Origin of the sequence: Pseudomonas iridis, from assembly GCF_017980685.1 — a bacterium.
GTDB lineage: Bacteria > Pseudomonadota > Gammaproteobacteria > Pseudomonadales > Pseudomonadaceae > Aquipseudomonas > Aquipseudomonas iridis.
This window is the reverse complement of sequence record NZ_JACXXO010000001.1, coordinates 479,949-496,278: the sequence shown is the minus strand read 5'-3', so window position 1 is coordinate 496,278 and position 16,330 is coordinate 479,949. Positions and strand designations below refer to the sequence as shown.

Sequence of the window (16,330 nt, the reverse complement as noted above, 5' to 3'; positions counted from 1 at the left end):
GTCAGGCCTTATTGATTACGTGAGGACTTTAATGGACGACAACAAGAAGAAAGCCTTGGCTGCGGCCCTGGGTCAGATCGAACGTCAATTCGGCAAGGGTGCCGTAATGCGTATGGGCGATCAGGACCGTCAGGCGATCCCGGCTATCTCCACTGGCTCTCTGGGTCTGGACATTGCACTCGGCATTGGCGGCCTGCCAAAAGGCCGTATCGTTGAAATCTACGGTCCTGAATCTTCCGGTAAAACTACTCTGACACTGTCCGTGATCGCCCAGGCTCAAAAAGCTGGCGCGACCTGCGCATTCGTCGACGCCGAACACGCCCTCGATCCTGAGTACGCCGGCAAACTGGGCGTCAACGTTGATGACCTGCTGGTTTCCCAGCCTGACACCGGCGAACAGGCTCTGGAAATCACCGACATGCTGGTGCGCTCCAACGCCGTTGACGTGATCATCGTCGACTCCGTGGCTGCACTGGTGCCGAAGGCTGAAATCGAAGGCGAAATGGGTGACATGCACGTCGGCCTGCAAGCCCGTCTGATGTCCCAGGCGCTGCGTAAAATCACCGGTAACATCAAGAACGCCAACTGCCTGGTTATCTTCATCAACCAGATCCGCATGAAGATCGGCGTGATGTTCGGTAGCCCGGAAACCACCACCGGTGGTAACGCGCTGAAGTTCTACGCCTCGGTTCGTCTCGACATCCGCCGCACTGGCGCGGTGAAAGAAGGCGACGAAGTGGTCGGCAGCGAAACCCGCGTCAAGGTTGTGAAAAACAAGGTGGCTTCGCCGTTCCGTCAGGCTGAGTTCCAGATTCTTTACGGCAAGGGCATCTACCTCAACGGCGAGATGATCGACTTGGGCGTGCTGCACGGCTTCGTCGAGAAGTCCGGCGCCTGGTATGCCTATGAAGGCACCAAGATCGGTCAGGGCAAGGCCAACTCGGCCAAGTTCCTGGCAGACAATCCGGAAATCGCCAAGAAGCTCGAGAAGCAACTGCGTGACAAACTGCTGGCCCCGGCGGCAGACGTCAAGGCTTCGCTGGCCAAGGACAAAGTCGACGATATGGCTGAGGCCGATGTCGACGTTTGAAGTCTTTGAATGACACTTGTACTCGATACCCTCGTCGCGGTGCGGCGAACCGCCATGGACCTGCTCGCACGTCGCGAGCACGGTCGAGTCGAGCTGACGCGTAAACTGCGTCAGCGCGGCGCTGAGGCGGAAATGATTGAAGCAGCCCTCGACCGTTTGACGGAAGAAGGGTTGCTTTCCGAAGCCCGTTATCTTGAAAGCTTTGTTTCCTACCGAGCCCGTTCCGGTTATGGCCCTCTGCGAATTCGCGAGGAGCTGAGCCAGCGTGGTTTGCAACGAACCGATATCGAACTCGCCCTGCGCGAAAGCGGTATCAGTTGGCAGGAGCAACTTCAGGAAACCTGGCAACGGAAATTCTCCGGGCATTTGCCGATTGATGCCAGGGAACGGGCCAAACAAGGCCGCTTCCTGGCGTATCGGGGCTTCTCGATGGAGATGATCAACCGCTTGTTCAGTGGCAGAGGGATGGACGATTGAACGGTTGAAACGAAACGGCCCGCTATGAAAATAGCGGGCCGTTTTTTTTTGCCTTCAAATTACCTTGGAAGGTTCTCGGCTGCGTTGGGCGGTTTGCGGTTCGGAATGGGCCCAGTTTTCCGGCAAGTTGATGTAGTCCACCAACTCCCTCAAGCGCCCTTGATTGCGGGCGGTAAAGGCAAAAGCCAAGCGCGACAGATGACTGAATTGGGCGTCGTCGTGTTCTTCGCCGCTGTAGGCATGCTGATGGAAATGGCCGCTCAAACACAGATCGGCAAAGGCTTCCTGCATATGCTCCAACGCCTGATCGCTGAGCTTGTGATTCATACGAATAACGAATTGCCCCTGGAGCCAGCGGCTGGAGTGGAAGTTGCTATAAAACTGGGTGATCTGTTCCACCGCTTCCTCGACGGTGTAGACCAATCGCATCAGCTTCATGTCGGTCGGCAGGATGTAGCGGTTTTCCTCCAGTTGCTGGCGGATGAAATCCATCGCGCCTTGCCAGAACGTACCGCCCGGTGCGTCCAGCAGTACCACCGGAACCAGTGGGCTTTTGCCGGTCTGGATCAGTGTCAGCACTTCCAGTGCTTCATCCAGCGTGCCGAAGCCACCCGGGCACAGCACCAATGCGTCGGCCTCCTTGACGAAGAACAGCTTGCGGGTGAAGAAGAAGTGAAACGGAAGCAGGTTGCCAGTACCGTTCACGGTCGGGTTGGCATGTTGTTCGAAAGGCAGGGTGATGTTGAACCCGAGGCTGTGATCACGTCCTGCGCCTTCGTGGGCGGCGGCCATGATGCCGCCACCGGCACCAGTGATGACCATCATGTCCGAACTCGCCAGTTTCGCGCCGAGTTCCCGGGCCAATGCATACAGCGGATGCTCGACCGGCGTGCGCGCTGAGCCGAACACAGTGACCTTGCGTCGGCTCTTGAACTGTTCCAGAACCCGAAACGTCTGCTCCAGCTCGCGCAGGGCTTGCAACGTGATCTTGGCGTTCCAGCGGTTGTGGTCTTCCTGGGCCATGCGCAGCACAGTCAGGATCATGTCTCGGTAGATGGGAATATTTGGACTGTTGGTGGAAACACGGTTGAGTTGTTCTTCGACCTGGCTGATGAGGTCGGGGCCGCTTTCCTGAAAATGACGGCTGAGCAGGTCATTCGGTTGGTAAGGCATTCAACGTCTCCTTCTGCACAGAGCGGGTCGCCCTGACATGCGGCGTCAGGGTTGCGCTGCGAAAACACACAATCGACAGTTCCTTTTCCTGCCGCTGACAACTGATCGTGAATACTCTGAATCTAGACCCTTGCGCGTGATTGCGCTGACTTGATCATTGCGCTGCAGCGCGGCGGATGGCAATCGCTTGTTGATTGTCCGGTCGATGATTTCACCGTTCGTCCGAACGTGCGCCGAACGGCAAACCCTCTGATTAACTAACCTACAGGCACCTTGCTACAACTTGGCATTACTGACCGTACGCAAGGAGCACGCTATTCAAGGATTTGTGGGTAGCAAGGAGGCGTGATACGTGGCCAGAGTGATTCTGGAAATCGATACGCAGCTGTATCGGATGTTGAAGGCGTCAGCCGAGACCAATCAGGTGAGTCTCGAAGAGGAGTGCTGCCGAAGGTTGGCAGGCGGGGAGCGGCGTTCTCGTTATTTACAGGCCTTGGTGGCCGAATTGCGCGCCGAGGATGAACAGCGGCGCGCCAATTCGCGATGATTACTTCTTTTTCGCCGGAGCGGCTTTCGGGCAATCCGAATCCTGGTAGCTGGCAGCGCCAACAGCCTTGTTGGTTTTCACTTCGGTGAATTCGTAACGCATGATCGCGCCTTTGGCCATCAGCTTGCGGAACGATGGGTTGTTGCAAACCGAAGCACCCAACTGGAAATACACGGCTTTGGGGTCTGCGCGCATTTTGTCGGCGTGGCTCTTTTGTACGCTCAGGTGATTGATCAACTGAGTGCCTTCAACGGTGTAGCCCTGATCAAGAATGTCTTCGTTGATTGCCCGTGGCGTGCCGACGCTGCTTTGGGCGGCGACGTTGCGCAGCTCTCTGTTCAGATTCTGCTCACTCAAGGATGCAGCTTGAGCGGTGAAGGACGACGCCAGCAGAATGGCAGCGGTGGGAACGATAAGGCGCAGCATGAAACTCTCCTGGTTCAGTGACTGGTGTTTCGACCAGCCACGTGACTGTGCGTTCAGTGGCGGCGAATTATAGGGGAGCCGGTCTGGACGGTACAGGTTTGTCCCTGTCGCTCTGGTAAACTTCCGGTCTTTATTGCCCTGCCGAGTGTCGTTCGTGTCGAGTTTCCCTGCTGTGTGGCGCCGCCCGTGATCCATCATGCCCCCAACGCCGTAGCCCGCTTGCGTGATCAGCGCGAGGACGAGGGTATCAAGCCGATTCAGGCCCGAGGCTTTCGCTCCGAGCGCTGCCGTGACTGTCGGGTAATCATCAGTCATTGCCTGTGCGCCTGGCGGCCAAGCGTCGACTCCCGCTCGGGTGTGTGCCTGATCATGACCGGCAAGGAAGTGTTCAAACCGAGCAACACCGGTTGGCTGATTGCTGATGTGGTACGGGATAACCACGCATTCATCTGGTCACGTACCGAGCCCGACCCGCAGATGCTGGCACTGCTCAATGACCCACAGTGGCAGCCATATCTGGTGTTTCCCGGGGAATATGTCGAGCCGTCACGGGTGACCAATACCGTCGAGCTCGAAAGCGGCAAGCGCCCGCTGTTTATTCTGCTGGACGCGACCTGGACCGAGGCGCGCAAGATCTTCCGCAAGAGCCCGTATTTTGAGCGCTTGCCGATTCTCAGCCTGCTGCCCGACAAACTGTCGCGCTACCGATTGCGCCGCTCGACCCGCAGTGAGCACCTGTGCACCGCCGAAGTCGCGGCGCTGTGTCTGGAACTGGCAGGTGACAGCGACGCAGCGTCGGCGCTGGACGCTTATTTCGATGTGTTCAGCCAGCATTATCTGGGCGCCAAACAGCAATTGGATATGAATGAATCGACGCCGGCCCACGCCGAGTTGCAACCCTTTATACGAAAGCCGCAGGCGGACTTGGCCCAATAGTGGCCCATACTGCACATCGCGGCGACCGTGTTGCTTGACCACCCCGTCTTCGCTGGGCATGCTTGGCGCCGATTAGGGTGCTGCCAAGGTTTGAAACGCCGTGTTTGCTGGTTATTGGCGTTGAACGTGCCCCTGTGGATGCCGCTGCAAGCGGCATCTTGAGTTGCTTTGGCCAGAGCCGAATAGACCGGGTCTGCCATCAAAAAACAGGATCATTTGAAAAATGGCCACATACGACATCCTGATTGCCGATGATCACCCCCTGTTTCGTAGCGCCCTGCATCAAGCAGTGACACTGGGCCTTGGCCCGGATGTACGGCTGGTGGAAGTGGCAAGCATCGCCGAACTGGAAACGCGTCTGACAGAAAAGGCTGACTGGGATCTGGTCCTGCTGGATCTGAACATGCCCGGCGCTTTCGGGTTTTCCGGGTTGGTGATGTTGCGCGGCCAATACCCGCAAATTCCGGTGGTGATGGTCTCGGCGCAGGAAGAAGCCTCGGTGATGGTCAAATCCCGCGAGTTCGGCGCCAGCGGCTTTATTCCCAAGTCCAGCGACCTCAGCGTGATTCAGGAAGCCGTGCGCAAAGTACTCGATGGCGATGTGTTCTGGCCGCCGCAAGCTTTTGAAGCGGTCAGCGTTTCTGCCGAAGCCAAAGCCGCCAGCGATGGCCTGGCCAGCCTGACACCCCAGCAGTTCCGCGTATTGACCATGGTCTGCGAAGGCCTGTTGAACAAGCAGATTGCCTATGAGTTGAGTGTGTCGGAAGCGACCATCAAGGCCCACGTCACGGCGATCTTTCGCAAGCTGAATGTGCGTACCCGAACTCAGGCGGCATTGCTTCTGCAACAACTGGAGTCAATTCCGAGCCAGTAATGGCTGGCGCGTTCACGCTTTTTTGACTTTGGTTGATCTAGCTTTCCCACTCCTTTTTGGTTGGTTTCTACTTTATGTCACCTTTCAAGGGCCAGACCGGCCTGAAACGCATTCTTAACGCTTCCGGTTACTCGCTGGATGGTCTGCGCGCAGCCTTCACTGGCGAAGCGGCATTCCGCCAATTGGTGCTGCTCAATGTGGTGCTGGTGCCACTGACGTTTTTCCTGAATGTCAGCCGTGTTGAACAGGCGCTGTTGATCGCTGTGTGTCTGCTGGCGCTGATCGTCGAACTGCTGAACTCGGCAGTGGAAGCGGCCATCGACCGCATCTCGCTGGAGCTGCACCCACTGTCCAAGAACGCCAAGGACATGGGCAGCGCCGCGCAATTCGTGGCGTTGAGCATGATCGCGCTGGTGTGGGCAGTGATTCTGCTTTAAGCGATAGTCGGCAAGACGATCTCGTCGCTGCGCTGAACACCCGCGGTGAAAGCGCGGCACAGCTCGAGAAATTCGCGCATGGCCGAGGTCTGGTACTTCTGTTTATGCCAGATGAAGTAGAACTGCCGCGCCAGATCCATATCTGGCGTTTCCACCGCCACCAGGCTGCCGCGCCGGAACGCATCACGCAGTGCCAGCCGCGAAATGCAGCCAATCCCCAGCCCCGATTCCACTGCGCGTTTGATCGCTTCGGTGTGTTCCAGCTCAAGTCGGATATTCAGCGCGCTGCGATGGTGACGCATGGCCTGATCAAACGTCAGGCGCGTGCCGGAGCCTTGCTCGCGCAGAATCCACGCCTCGTGCGTCAACTCTTCCATGCTCGCGCTACCGCGTTTGGCCAGTGGATGCTGCGGCGCGCAGAACACCACCAGCTCATCCTCGACCCAGCTCTGCACTTCGATGTCCGGGTGGCTGCAATCGCCTTCGATTAGACCCAGATCAATTTCGTAATGAGCGACCTGTTGCACGATGTTAGCGGTGTTCTGAACGTGCAACTTCACCTGGCTTTCCGGATGGCGTTGCATAAAGCTGCCGATTAGCAGGGTCGCCAGGTAATTGCCGATGGTCAGCGTCGCACCGACTGCCAGTGAGCCGAAACCGGACTTGCCGTTGAGCAGGTCTTCGATCTCTTTGGCCTGATCAAGCAGGGCCACCGCTTGCGGCAACAGCTGTTTGCCGAGGGCGTTGAGGCTCAGCCGTTTGCCGGCTCGGTCGAACAGCTGGCAGCTGGACTGGCGCTCCAGTTCGGTGATCGAGGTGCTCGCCGCCGATTGTGAGAGGTTGAGCAGACCCGCAGCACGGGACACGCTTTCCTGCTGGGCGACGGCGACGAAGACTTGCAGTTGACGGAGAGTAAATCGCATATCGATATAACCGATAACCCTTATCTTAATAATCCAGTTAACAGATATTGTCGTCGCTATTAGAATGCGATGCAATTGCGCACCGTCGGCCTGCCATCATTGGCTTCAAGAGACGCGCAGACCCAATATCCAGGAGTCAAACGTACATGAGCAACATGAACCACGAGCGTGTCCTCAGTGTTCATCACTGGAACGATACCCTGTTCAGCTTCAAGTGCACCCGCGACCCGGGCCTGCGCTTCGAGAACGGGCAGTTCGTGATGATCGGCCTGCAGCAGCCAAATGGCCGCCCGCTTATGCGCGCTTACTCGATCGCCAGCCCGAACTGGGAAGAGCATCTGGAGTTCTTCAGCATCAAGGTGCCTGATGGCCCGCTGACTTCGCAGTTGCAGCACCTGAAGGAAGGCGACGAGATCATCATCAGCAAAAAGCCTACGGGCACGCTGGTACTGGATGACCTGAAACCTGGCAAACACCTTTACCTGCTCAGCACCGGCACCGGTCTGGCGCCGTTCATGAGCGTGATTCAGGACCCTGAAACCTACGAGCGTTTCGAAAAAGTGATCCTGTGCCACGGTGTTCGCTATGTGAATGAAGTCGCCTACCGCGAATTCATCACCGAGCACCTGCCACAGAACGAGTTCTTCGGCGAAGCGCTGCGCGACAAGCTGATTTACTACCCGACCGTGACCCGCGAGCCGTTCGAGAACGAAGGTCGCCTGACCGATCTGATGCGCAGCGGCAAGCTGTTCAGCGACATCGGCCTGCCGCCGATCAACCCGCAGGACGACCGCGCGATGCTGTGCGGCAGCCCGAGCATGCTCGACGAGACCAGCGAAGTGTTGAACAGCTTCGGCCTGAAAGTCTCGCCGCGCATGCGCGAGCCGGGTGATTACCTGATCGAGCGTGCGTTCGTCGAGAAGTAAGACACATTCCCTGTGGGAGCGAGCCTGCTCGCGAATGCGATCTGTCATTAACATTTATGTTGGCTGACACAACGTCTTCGCGAGCAGGCTCGCTCCCACAATAGGTGTTGTGGTGTTACAGCAAAAAGCCCGCGTTGCCCGAAAAGGCAGCGCGGGCTTTTTGGTTTTCGGGGCTTACGCGTCGGCGGGGATGACTTCGAGGACGCGAATCTGCTCAGGCACAGGGTAATGCCAGCGCACATCCAGATCCCAGAACTGTGCGCCGTATTCACGCTCCGGCGCTGGCGTCTGATACGCCGGGCGCGGATCCTGCGCCAAACACTGCTCGATCAACTCGACCAATGGCTCGGCCAGGCGCTGTGCGTGTGTGTGCGCTTGTTGCAGCGCTGTGTCCGTCCACTGCACGTCAATCAGTTGCGGCGCAGCGCTGGCGATGCTGTTGGAGGCGTCGGGGATGATGTCGGCGTAAGGCACGTAAGGTTTGATGTCGAGAATCGGCGTGCCGTCGAGCAGATCGATACCAGAGATGAACAGGCGATTGGCTTCGACCTTGTCCAGTTTGACCACGGATTGGCCAATGCCATTCGGGCGGTGGGTGGCGCGAGTGGCGAACACGCCCATGGACTTGTTGCCGCCGAGCCGGGGAGGGCGCACTTTCAGACGCGGTTTTTCTTCCAGAGCCTGGTGGAACAGGAACAGCAGCCAGACGTGACTGACCTGTTCCAGACCCTGCACGGCGTCACCCTGATCGAACGGCGGCACCAGTTCCAGCACGCCACGGGCGGCGGGCGCCAATTGCGGTTGGCGCGGGATGGCGAACTTCTCCTTGAAGCAGGAGCGGACGAAGCCGATGGGGGAGACGCTGTAAGTCATGGTTTGAGGTCAGAAGCGGGATCAGGGCGGGCATGATAACCCTTCCAACCTCAAGTCTGGTGGTGGCAGGGCTGACGCCATCGCTGGCAAGCCAGCTCCCACAGATTTTGTGGTGTACACAGATGATGCGAACACTCAAGAACCCTGTGGGAGCTGGCTTGCCAGCGATAGCTTCACCGCCGATTTCAGAGGCTGAACCCACCATCCAAAGGAATGATATTCCCGGTCATGTACGCCCCTGCCGTACTCGCCAGACTGATCGCCAGCGCCGCCATTTCTTCCTCTCGCCCCCAGCGCTTCATCGGAATCAGCGCCGTGTCCTCGGCCAATGCCTGCTCATCGTTGCCAATATGCTGGGTCATCTTGCTCGGGAATCGGCCCGGTGCGATCACGTTGACGTTGATGTGCTGGCTCACCAGTTCGCGTGCCAGAATGCGTGACAACTGATGCAAGGCAGCCTTGCTCGGCCCATAGGCATAGGCCTGCTCGCCGAAGGAGGAAATCCCCGCCACCGATCCGATATTGATGATCCGCGCCGGATTTGCCGCTGAGCCGGCCTTGCGCAACAGCGGCAGAAACTGCTGGATGCAACTGAACACCGACGTCACGTTGAGCTGCATGACTTTCTCCCAGCCCTTGACCGGGTAGCTCTCCAGCGGCGCGCCCCAGGTGGTGCCGGCGTTGTTCACCAGAATGTCCAGATGAGTGATCTGCTCGGCCAATCGTGCGGCCAGTTCCTGAACGCCTTCTTCAGTCGCCAGATTCGCAGCGATGCCATGACAGATGCCAAGCGCGCCGAGTTCTTCGGCCGTTTGATGACAGGCTTCGGCATCCCGGGCGCAGACGAAAACGCGGGCGCCGGCCTCGACGAAGGCCTTGGCGATCATTTTGCCGATACCACGAGTGCCGCCGGTCACCAGAGCGGTGCGGCCTTGCAGGGAAAAGTACGGGTGCATGGCGAGTCCTGAGTGTTAGGGATCAATACACCCTAGTCGTCAGACGCGAAAAGCGTAGCCACTATTTTTGCGAGGAATGGGGGGCCATGCGGCCAGCTTCGAGTTGCATGCTGCAAGCTACAAGTAAGAGCTTGCAGCTTGCGGCTCGTAGCTGGTTTTACGCTCTCACGCGCAGCGTGAGGCCCTTGAGGAAGTTGCGCAGCAGTTGATCACCGCACGGACGGTAGTTGGTGTGGCCAACCTTGCGGAACAGCGCGCTCAGCTCAGGCTTGGACACCGGGAACTCTGCAGCCTTGAGGATTGCGTGCATGTCGTCTTCTTTCAGTTCGAAGGCTACGCGCAGCTTTTTCAGGATGATGTTGTTGGTCACCGGCACTTCAATCGGCTGCGGCGGACGGCTTTCGTCCTTGCCACGTTTGAAGATCACCAGACCGTCGAGGAAGTGCGCGATCACTTCGTCCGGGCAGCGCACGAAGCCTTCTTCGTCTTCTTCTTTCTTGTCGAGGTATTTCACCAGGTCTTCGAGGGCGATTTCCATGCCGCCGGTCTTGGTGATTTCAATGACTTTCTTGTCGCTGATGTCGAGCATGTAGCGCACGCTGCGCAATACGTCGTTATGAATCATGTGAGCAATCCTGATCTTTCGCTGTGGGCATCGCGCGGGGCGCTGCCGAAAATGTGAGGCGGCAAAACAGAGTCGTCAGAACTTCTCTTTGCCGGACATGTAGCGCCATTGGCCAACTGGCACCTTGCCGATGGACACACCGCCAATGCGGATGCGGCGCACGCTGATAACCTTCAAGCCAACGGCCTGGCAGAGCTGGGCAATGATCCCCGGCTGCGGGTTTTTCATGGCAAAGCGCAGGCGGTTTTCGTTCTGCCAGCTGGCTTTGACTGCCGGCAACTCCTTGCCCTTGTGGGTGAGGCCGTGGGTCAAGCGGTTGAGGCCGTGAGCGACCATATCGCCCTCTACTTCAACCACGTATTCCTGCTCGATCTTGGCGGAGTCGGCGGTGAGCTTGCGCAGGATTTTCCAGTCTTGGGTGAATACCAGCAGACCGCTGGCATTGGCCTGCAAGTCGGCGCTGGTGCTCAGGCGCAGGAAGTGCCCGCGCAACGGGCGTTTGCCGTAGCGGTGCTCTTCGCTCAGGGTTTCGGCGCTGATCAGCTGCATTGCGCTGTCGGTATCGATGCCGGCCGGCACGTTGAGCAAAATAGTGACGGGCTCAGGCGCGGTGGCCTTGGCGTCTTTGTCGAGCTCGACCTTTTGGCCTTCGACCTTGAATTGCGGCTCGTCGATGACTTCGCCGTCCACGGTGACCCAGCCGCCCTCAATGAACAGCTCGGCCTCCCGGCGGGAGCAACCGACCAGTTCGATGAGGCGTTTGGAGAGGCGAATCGGGTCAGTCATGACAGGGCCGTAACAAAAAAGGGGTGTGCATTGTACCTGTGTGGCGCCGGTTAAGCCCGGTTCCATTTCGGTGCGTTCGCATTAGTTGTGGAAGCTGGCTTGCCAGCTCCCACAAGGATCCATGTTGTGTCAGCCGTTACCCGAGCGTTGCTCGGTTTGGCGCAACCGCATATGCAGCAGCGGATACGGCTGGCCCATGCCATCGACCTCCGAGCGTCCGATCACTTCGAAACCCTGCTTGAAGTAAAACCCCAGCGCTTGCGGGTTCTGTTCGTTGACGTCCAGTTCATCGGCGTTCAGGTGCTCCATGGCGTAACGCAATAATTGCTTGCCCAGGCCTTGGCCGCGATGCGCGGGGTCAATAAACAGCATCTCGATCTTGCCTGCCGCAACACCGGCAAACCCGGTGATGCGCTGGTGGCTGTCCTTGGTGCAGATCAGCATTACCGCGTCGAGGTAGCGGGTCAGCACCAGTTTGCGCAGCAACTCGATATAGCTGTCGGGCAGAAAATCGTGGGTCGCGCGGACCGAGGCCTCCCAGACCTGGGTCAGTTCCTGATAATCGCTGAGTTTCGGCGTGTGGATGACCGAATGGTGGCGCATGCGCGTTTGCCTCTTGTCCATTTCAAGGGAGTCCGTCCCCAGATAAACGATAGCCGTAAAAAAGCCCCGCATCTTCCAAAAAAGAGCGGGGCTTTGGGTCTTTTTGTCGCGGTGTACGGCTTGGTGGATTCGTCGCTGGCTAAATCTACCCCCTCACCCCAGCCCTCTCCCCCAAGGGGGCGAGGGGGGAAGGGAGCCGATCTTCATGGTTTTCAGAGCTTGGGTTCGACTCGAAACTCCAAGTCGACGCGGCTCGGAAGAACAACGCGATCAGTCCCCTCTCCCTCTGGGAGAGGGTTAGGGTGAGGGGCTTTTGACGTTCAGATCAGATCTGCTCGGCCCACAAGTCGTATTCGTCAGCATCCGTCACTTTGCACCAGACCTTGTCGCCCGGCTTGAGGTTGCTGCCGTTATCGATGAACACGTTGCCGTCGATCTCCGGGGCGTCGAAGAAGCAGCGGCCGACCGCGCCTTGCTCGTCGACTTCGTCCACCAGCACTTCGATTTCGCGGCCGATGCGCAGTTGCAGGCGCGCCGAGCTGATGGCTTGCTGGTGCGCCATGAAGCGGTCCCAGCGATCCTGCTTGACGTCGTCCGGCACGATGTCCAGGTCGAGGTCATTGGCCGGTGCGCCTTCAACCGGCGAGTACTGGAAGCAGCCGACGCGGTCGAGCTGGGCTTCGGTCAGCCAGTTCAGCAGGTACTGGAAATCTTCTTCGGTTTCGCCCGGGAAGCCGACGATGAAGGTCGAACGGATGATCAGGTCCGGGCAGATTTCACGCCAGTTCTTGATCCGCGCCAGGGTCTTGTCTTCAAACGCCGGGCGTTTCATCGACTTCAACACTTTCGGGCTGGCGTGCTGGAACGGGATGTCCAGGTACGGCAGGATCTTGCCGGCGGCCATCAGCGGGATCAGCTCGTCGACGTGCGGGTACGGGTAAACGTAGTGCAGACGCACCCAGACGCCCAGCGTGCTCAGCGCTTCGCAGAGTTCGGTCATGCGGGTTTTCACCGGCGCACCGTTCCAGAAACCGGTGCGGTATTTCACATCAACGCCGTAGGCGCTCGTGTCTTGCGAGATCACCAGCAGCTCTTTGACGCCGGATTTGACCAGTCGCTGGGCCTCGTCGAGCACATCACCGACCGGACGGCTGACCAGTTTGCCGCGCATCGACGGAATGATGCAGAAGCTGCAGCTGTGGTTGCAGCCTTCGGAAATCTTCAGGTAGGCGTAGTGGCGCGGGGTCAGCTTGATGCCTTGCGGCGGCACCAGATCGATCAGCGGGTTGTGGTCTTTGCGCGGTGGCACGACGTCGTGCACAGCGTTGACCACTTGCTCGTACTGCTGCGGACCGGTCACGGCCAGCACGCTCGGGTGCACGTTGCGGATGTTGCCTTCTTCCACGCCCATGCAGCCGGTGACGATGACCTTGCCGTTTTCCTTGATCGCTTCGCCGATCACTTCCAGAGATTCAGCCTTGGCCGAGTCGATAAAGCCACAGGTGTTGACCACCACGACATCGGCGTCCTGATAAGTGGACACCACGTCATAGCCTTCCATGCGCAGCTGGGTCAGGATCCGTTCGGAGTCGACCAGAGCTTTCGGGCAACCCAGGGATACGAAGCCAACCTTTGGATTGGCTGGCGCAGGAGTGGTGGACATGTCTAACCTCGGTATTTTGTGACATCGATTGCCTGGCGCGGGAATCGACGGATGGGCGCTTAGGGCGCGCCTCTGATCAAAAAGTGCGCAATTCTATCGACGAGCAGCTCTCTTGACCAGCTTTATGCAGGGAAATACGACGAGTGCTGCGCTATGCTTCGCGCCGTTGCGCTTTACTGAATTTTTACAGTCAAGAAAACGTCTGTTACAAGGCGTAAAAACGCGCATGCTACACCACAAAGCATAGTGCTTCATTCGAAGAAGCCGGTCTGGAATCAGGAGTTGTTGGATGGGTCAGGCAAGTAGTCACGCGGCAGGCGCCGAGGGTTCGGCCTCTAAACCGCTGAGCATGCTGGTCGCGGCGGTCGGGGTGGTTTATGGCGACATCGGCACGAGCCCGTTGTACACCCTCAAAGAAGTGTTTACCGGCGGTTACGGTGTGCCCGTCAATCACGACGGCGTGCTGGGCATTCTTTCGTTGATCTTCTGGTCGCTGATCTGGGTCGTGTCGATCAAATACATGATGTTCGTGCTGCGCGCCGATAACCAGGGCGAGGGCGGGATCATGGCACTCACCGCGCTGGCGCGGCGAGCAGCGGGGGAACGCAAGAAGCTGCGGTCGTTGCTGGTGGTCTGCGGGCTGATCGGTGCGGCGCTGTTTTACGGCGACAGCATGATCACCCCGGCGATTTCCGTTCTGTCGGCGATTGAGGGTTTGGGCCTGGCGTTCGATGGCATTGATCACTGGGTGGTGCCGCTGTCACTGGTCGTGCTGGTTGCGTTGTTTCTGATTCAGAAGCACGGTACGGCACGCATCGGCATTCTCTTCGGGCCGATCATGGTCACTTGGTTCCTCGTGCTCGGCGCCCTCGGTGTCTACGGCATCAGCCACTCGCCTGAAGTACTGCACGCGATGAACCCGATGTGGGCGGTGAATTTCTTCGTCGTCCATCCTGGTATGGGCGTGGCTATTCTCGGCGCTGTGGTGCTGGCGCTGACCGGTGCCGAAGCGCTTTATGCCGACATGGGACACTTCGGCCGCAAGCCGATTGCCCGCGCGTGGTTCCTGCTGGTGCTGCCAGCGCTGATGCTCAACTACTTCGGTCAGGGCGCCTTGCTGCTGGAAAACCCGGAAGCGGCGCGTAACCCGTTCTATCTGCTGGCGCCGAGCTGGGCGTTGATTCCGCTGGTCGGGCTGGCGACGATGGCCACGGTAATTGCCTCGCAAGCGGTGATTTCCGGCGCGTTCTCCCTGACCCGTCAGGCGATCCAGCTCGGTTACATTCCGCGCATGTACATCCAGCACACCTCCAGTGACGAGCAGGGCCAGATCTACATCGGCGCGGTGAACTGGGCGTTGATGGTTGGCGTGGTGCTGCTGGTGCTGGGCTTCGAGTCGTCCGGCGCGCTGGCCTCTGCCTATGGCGTGGCGGTGACGGGCACCATGTTGATGACCACCATTCTGGTGTCGGCAGTGATGCTGCTGCTGTGGAAATGGCCCCCGATCCTTGCGGTACCGGTGTTGCTCGGCTTTTTGCTGGTGGATGGTCTGTACTTCGCCGCCAACGTGCCGAAGATCGTGCAGGGCGGTGCGTTCCCGGTGATCGCCGGTATCGCGCTGTTTGTGCTGATGACCACCTGGAAGCGCGGCAAGCAATTGCTGGTCGAGCGTCTGGACGAAGGTGCGCTACCGCTGCCGATCTTCATCAGCAGCATCCGCGTGCAACCGCCGCATCGCGTGCAGGGCACCGCGGTGTTCCTCACTGCGCGTTCCGACGCGGTGCCACACGCTTTGTTGCACAACCTGTTGCATAACCAGGTATTGCACGAGCAAGTGGTGCTGCTGACGGTGGTTTATGAAGACATCCCGCGCGTACCACCATCCCGGCGTTTCGAGGTGGATGCCTTCGGCGACGGCTTCTTCCGGGTCATCCTGCACTTCGGCTTCACCGACGAGCCGGACGTGCCGCTGGCGTTGAAGCTGTGCCATCTGGATGAGCTCGATTTCAGCCCGATGCGCACGACGTACTTCCTCAGCCGTGAAACGGTGATTGCCTCGAAACTCGAAGGCATGGCGCGTTGGCGCGAGGCGTTGTTCGCGTTCATGTTGAAGAACGCCAACGGCAACCTGAGGTTCTTCAATCTGCCGCTGAACCGGGTGATTGAGTTGGGGACGCAAGTCGAGATGTAATCCCCACCCCATTGAAAGCCCCCGTCAGCCTAGTGGCTGGCGGGGGCTTTTTTGTGCCTGCGGGTCCCACCTGATTCCTGCATCAATCCCCTGTGGGAGCGAGCCTGCTCGCGAAGGCGTAGTGTCAGTCGAGGAATCTGATGGCTGATCCACTGCATTCGCGAGCAGGCTCGCTCCCACAAGGGTTTGGCTGTGTTACTTGCTTACAGGTAACTCTTCTTCAGACTCGGTCTTCGTGCGCGCTGGTCGTGGTAGCAGCGCCTGTATCACATCGTCAATCAGAGCCTTGCCCATCACCGTCAGATAGTGCGCCGCCCAAGCGTGACGGTCGGTGTCTTTGGCGTAGGCAGCGTCTTCTGCGAAGGATTTGGCGAGGTACAGCAGGTCGGAGGATTGGGACAAGGCATCGATGATCGGGATGCCGGAGCGAACGTTGAAAAAGGCTTCATTTGAGTTGTAGAGGAAGGGGGTGAAGCCGATGGTTTTAAGGTGTGCTGGTCCGTGCGGATCATTTTCGGTCATCGTGTTACTCCTTGGTTCGAAGTGCCGCGACTTTCGTTACCACGCGAAAGGAGGCAGCTGTACGCAGGGTGGTAAACCGGGAACCAAGGAAACCGGCACGCCCGAAGGCGTCCCACGCACAGCTGCCATAACGTGATGGACGTGCTGTTGCGCTGGTTTCTCCGGGTTACCACACCCGATCGCTGAATGGGTCAGCGACGTCTGGAGAGTATCCCGTCAAAAAACAGCACAACAGGGCGGCAAGGCGCCGCAACACGCGATTCGGAGTTTGCCTACAAGGTCTGTGGGCGTCATCCGATATT

18 protein-coding genes are annotated in these 16,330 nt (G+C 58.7%); 8 read left to right on the top strand and 10 right to left on the bottom strand.

The window, feature by feature from the left end; all coding sequences use genetic code 11:
- Positions 1 to 31 precede the first annotated feature (31 nt).
- Both recA and recX read left to right on the top strand, forming a co-directional pair.
- On the top strand, positions 32 to 1,090 hold the full coding sequence (gene recA, locus IEQ42_RS02340) for a recombinase RecA (protein ID WP_042557927.1): 1,059 nt from the start codon (positions 32 to 34) through the stop codon (positions 1,088 to 1,090).
- Positions 1,091 to 1,099: 9 nt separating this feature from the next.
- On the top strand, positions 1,100 to 1,567 hold the full coding sequence (gene recX, locus IEQ42_RS02335; RefSeq protein WP_210702426.1) for a recombination regulator RecX: 468 nt from the start codon (positions 1,100 to 1,102) through the stop codon (positions 1,565 to 1,567).
- A 54-nt stretch (positions 1,568 to 1,621) separates the two neighbouring features.
- Here the strand turns inward: recX and IEQ42_RS02330 are convergent, their stop codons facing one another.
- Positions 1,622 to 2,740, bottom strand: coding sequence for an LOG family protein (locus IEQ42_RS02330; RefSeq protein ID WP_210702425.1), 1,119 nt, complete (start codon positions 2,738 to 2,740; stop codon positions 1,622 to 1,624).
- 352 nt (positions 2,741 to 3,092) lie between these two features.
- Between IEQ42_RS02330 and IEQ42_RS02325 the strand changes: the two genes are divergently transcribed.
- Positions 3,093 to 3,287, top strand: coding sequence for a hypothetical protein (locus IEQ42_RS02325; protein WP_003222272.1), 195 nt, complete (start codon positions 3,093 to 3,095; stop codon positions 3,285 to 3,287).
- Here the strand turns inward: IEQ42_RS02325 and IEQ42_RS02320 are convergent, their stop codons facing one another.
- Positions 3,288 to 3,713 (bottom strand): PA3611 family quorum-sensing-regulated virulence factor, encoded by a 426-nt coding sequence (locus IEQ42_RS02320; RefSeq protein ID WP_042557929.1) that lies wholly within the window; start codon positions 3,711 to 3,713, stop codon positions 3,288 to 3,290. It abuts the gene before it with no gap.
- 189 nt (positions 3,714 to 3,902) lie between these two features.
- Between IEQ42_RS02320 and IEQ42_RS02315 the strand changes: the two genes are divergently transcribed.
- The 3 genes from IEQ42_RS02315 to IEQ42_RS02305 all read left to right on the top strand — a co-directional run bounded on the left by IEQ42_RS02315 (position 3,903) and on the right by IEQ42_RS02305 (position 5,960).
- Positions 3,903 to 4,649 carry a tRNA-uridine aminocarboxypropyltransferase gene (locus IEQ42_RS02315; RefSeq protein ID WP_181818461.1) on the top strand — a complete coding sequence of 249 codons (747 nt, stop codon included), beginning with the start codon at positions 3,903 to 3,905 and terminating at the stop codon, positions 4,647 to 4,649.
- A 223-nt stretch (positions 4,650 to 4,872) separates the two neighbouring features.
- On the top strand, positions 4,873 to 5,523 hold the full coding sequence (erdR, locus tag IEQ42_RS02310; protein ID WP_042557931.1) for a response regulator transcription factor ErdR: 651 nt from the start codon (positions 4,873 to 4,875) through the stop codon (positions 5,521 to 5,523).
- Positions 5,524 to 5,597: 74 nt separating this feature from the next.
- A complete protein-coding gene (locus IEQ42_RS02305; RefSeq protein ID WP_042557932.1) occupies positions 5,598 to 5,960 on the top strand; it encodes a diacylglycerol kinase in 363 nt (120 codons plus the stop codon).
- Here IEQ42_RS02305 and IEQ42_RS02300 read toward each other — a convergent pair.
- Entirely contained in the window at positions 5,957 to 6,883 is a 927-nt protein-coding gene (locus IEQ42_RS02300) for a LysR family transcriptional regulator (protein ID WP_042557933.1), read from the bottom strand. The two genes, IEQ42_RS02305 and IEQ42_RS02300, sit on opposite strands and share 4 nt — an antisense overlap.
- A gap of 146 nt (positions 6,884 to 7,029) precedes the next feature.
- Here IEQ42_RS02300 and fpr point away from each other — a divergent pair, with 146 nt between their 5' ends.
- Positions 7,030 to 7,809 carry a ferredoxin-NADP reductase gene (gene fpr / locus IEQ42_RS02295; RefSeq protein ID WP_003443014.1) on the top strand — a complete coding sequence of 260 codons (780 nt, stop codon included), beginning with the start codon at positions 7,030 to 7,032 and terminating at the stop codon, positions 7,807 to 7,809.
- A gap of 174 nt (positions 7,810 to 7,983) precedes the next feature.
- Here the strand turns inward: fpr and tsaA are convergent, their stop codons facing one another.
- From tsaA to rimO, 6 genes are all read right to left on the bottom strand, one after another.
- Entirely contained in the window at positions 7,984 to 8,682 is a 699-nt protein-coding gene (gene tsaA, locus IEQ42_RS02290) for a tRNA (N6-threonylcarbamoyladenosine(37)-N6)-methyltransferase TrmO (protein WP_047299958.1), read from the bottom strand.
- 185 nt (positions 8,683 to 8,867) lie between these two features.
- Complete coding sequence (locus IEQ42_RS02285) at positions 8,868 to 9,638, bottom strand: SDR family oxidoreductase (protein WP_210702424.1); 771 nt, start codon at positions 9,636 to 9,638, stop codon at positions 8,868 to 8,870.
- 157 nt (positions 9,639 to 9,795) lie between these two features.
- Positions 9,796 to 10,263 (bottom strand): YehS family protein, encoded by a 468-nt coding sequence (locus IEQ42_RS02280; RefSeq protein WP_042557936.1) that lies wholly within the window; start codon positions 10,261 to 10,263, stop codon positions 9,796 to 9,798.
- A gap of 75 nt (positions 10,264 to 10,338) precedes the next feature.
- Positions 10,339 to 11,049, bottom strand: coding sequence for an rRNA pseudouridine synthase (locus tag IEQ42_RS02275; RefSeq protein ID WP_042557937.1), 711 nt, complete (start codon positions 11,047 to 11,049; stop codon positions 10,339 to 10,341).
- Between the two features lie 129 nt (positions 11,050 to 11,178).
- Positions 11,179 to 11,652: a GNAT family N-acetyltransferase gene (locus IEQ42_RS02270; RefSeq protein WP_210702740.1), complete on the bottom strand. Its 474-nt coding sequence runs from the start codon at positions 11,650 to 11,652 to the stop codon at positions 11,179 to 11,181.
- Positions 11,653 to 11,977: 325 nt separating this feature from the next.
- The gene (gene rimO, locus IEQ42_RS02265) at positions 11,978 to 13,315 is read right to left on the bottom strand and encodes a 30S ribosomal protein S12 methylthiotransferase RimO (protein WP_042557939.1); all 1,338 of its coding nucleotides are present in this window, start codon (positions 13,313 to 13,315) and stop codon (positions 11,978 to 11,980) included.
- A gap of 349 nt (positions 13,316 to 13,664) precedes the next feature.
- Here rimO and IEQ42_RS02260 point away from each other — a divergent pair, with 349 nt between their 5' ends.
- The gene (locus tag IEQ42_RS02260) at positions 13,665 to 15,506 is read left to right on the top strand and encodes a potassium transporter Kup (protein ID WP_395593824.1); all 1,842 of its coding nucleotides are present in this window, start codon (positions 13,665 to 13,667) and stop codon (positions 15,504 to 15,506) included.
- 195 nt (positions 15,507 to 15,701) lie between these two features.
- Here the strand turns inward: IEQ42_RS02260 and IEQ42_RS02255 are convergent, their stop codons facing one another.
- A complete protein-coding gene (locus IEQ42_RS02255) occupies positions 15,702 to 16,028 on the bottom strand; it encodes a DUF3077 domain-containing protein (RefSeq protein WP_210702422.1) in 327 nt (108 codons plus the stop codon).
- Between the last annotated feature and the right edge of the window lie 302 nt (positions 16,029 to 16,330).

Excerpts from the sequence above, each read along its gene's own strand:
- recA (WP_042557927.1), top strand. The coding sequence starts at position 32 with ATGGACGACAACAAGAAGAAAGCCTTGGCTGCGGCCCTGGGTCAGATC.
- recX (WP_210702426.1), top strand. The coding sequence starts at position 1,100 with ATGACACTTGTACTCGATACCCTCGTCGCGGTGCGGCGAACCGCCATG.
- IEQ42_RS02330 (WP_210702425.1), bottom strand. The coding sequence starts at position 2,740 with ATGCCTTACCAACCGAATGACCTGCTCAGCCGTCATTTTCAGGAAAGC.
- IEQ42_RS02320 (WP_042557929.1), bottom strand. The coding sequence starts at position 3,713 with ATGCTGCGCCTTATCGTTCCCACCGCTGCCATTCTGCTGGCGTCGTCC.
- erdR (WP_042557931.1), top strand. The coding sequence starts at position 4,873 with ATGGCCACATACGACATCCTGATTGCCGATGATCACCCCCTGTTTCGT.
- IEQ42_RS02305 (WP_042557932.1), top strand. The coding sequence starts at position 5,598 with ATGTCACCTTTCAAGGGCCAGACCGGCCTGAAACGCATTCTTAACGCT.
- IEQ42_RS02300 (WP_042557933.1), bottom strand. The coding sequence starts at position 6,883 with ATGCGATTTACTCTCCGTCAACTGCAAGTCTTCGTCGCCGTCGCCCAG.
- fpr (WP_003443014.1), top strand. The coding sequence starts at position 7,030 with ATGAGCAACATGAACCACGAGCGTGTCCTCAGTGTTCATCACTGGAAC.
- tsaA (WP_047299958.1), bottom strand. The coding sequence starts at position 8,682 with ATGACTTACAGCGTCTCCCCCATCGGCTTCGTCCGCTCCTGCTTCAAG.
- IEQ42_RS02285 (WP_210702424.1), bottom strand. The coding sequence starts at position 9,638 with ATGCACCCGTACTTTTCCCTGCAAGGCCGCACCGCTCTGGTGACCGGC.
- IEQ42_RS02280 (WP_042557936.1), bottom strand. The coding sequence starts at position 10,263 with ATGATTCATAACGACGTATTGCGCAGCGTGCGCTACATGCTCGACATC.
- IEQ42_RS02275 (WP_042557937.1), bottom strand. The coding sequence starts at position 11,049 with ATGACTGACCCGATTCGCCTCTCCAAACGCCTCATCGAACTGGTCGGT.
- IEQ42_RS02270 (WP_210702740.1), bottom strand. The coding sequence starts at position 11,652 with ATGCGCCACCATTCGGTCATCCACACGCCGAAACTCAGCGATTATCAG.
- rimO (WP_042557939.1), bottom strand. The coding sequence starts at position 13,315 with ATGTCCACCACTCCTGCGCCAGCCAATCCAAAGGTTGGCTTCGTATCC.
- IEQ42_RS02260 (WP_395593824.1), top strand. The coding sequence starts at position 13,665 with ATGCTGGTCGCGGCGGTCGGGGTGGTTTATGGCGACATCGGCACGAGC.
- IEQ42_RS02255 (WP_210702422.1), bottom strand. The coding sequence starts at position 16,028 with ATGACCGAAAATGATCCGCACGGACCAGCACACCTTAAAACCATCGGC.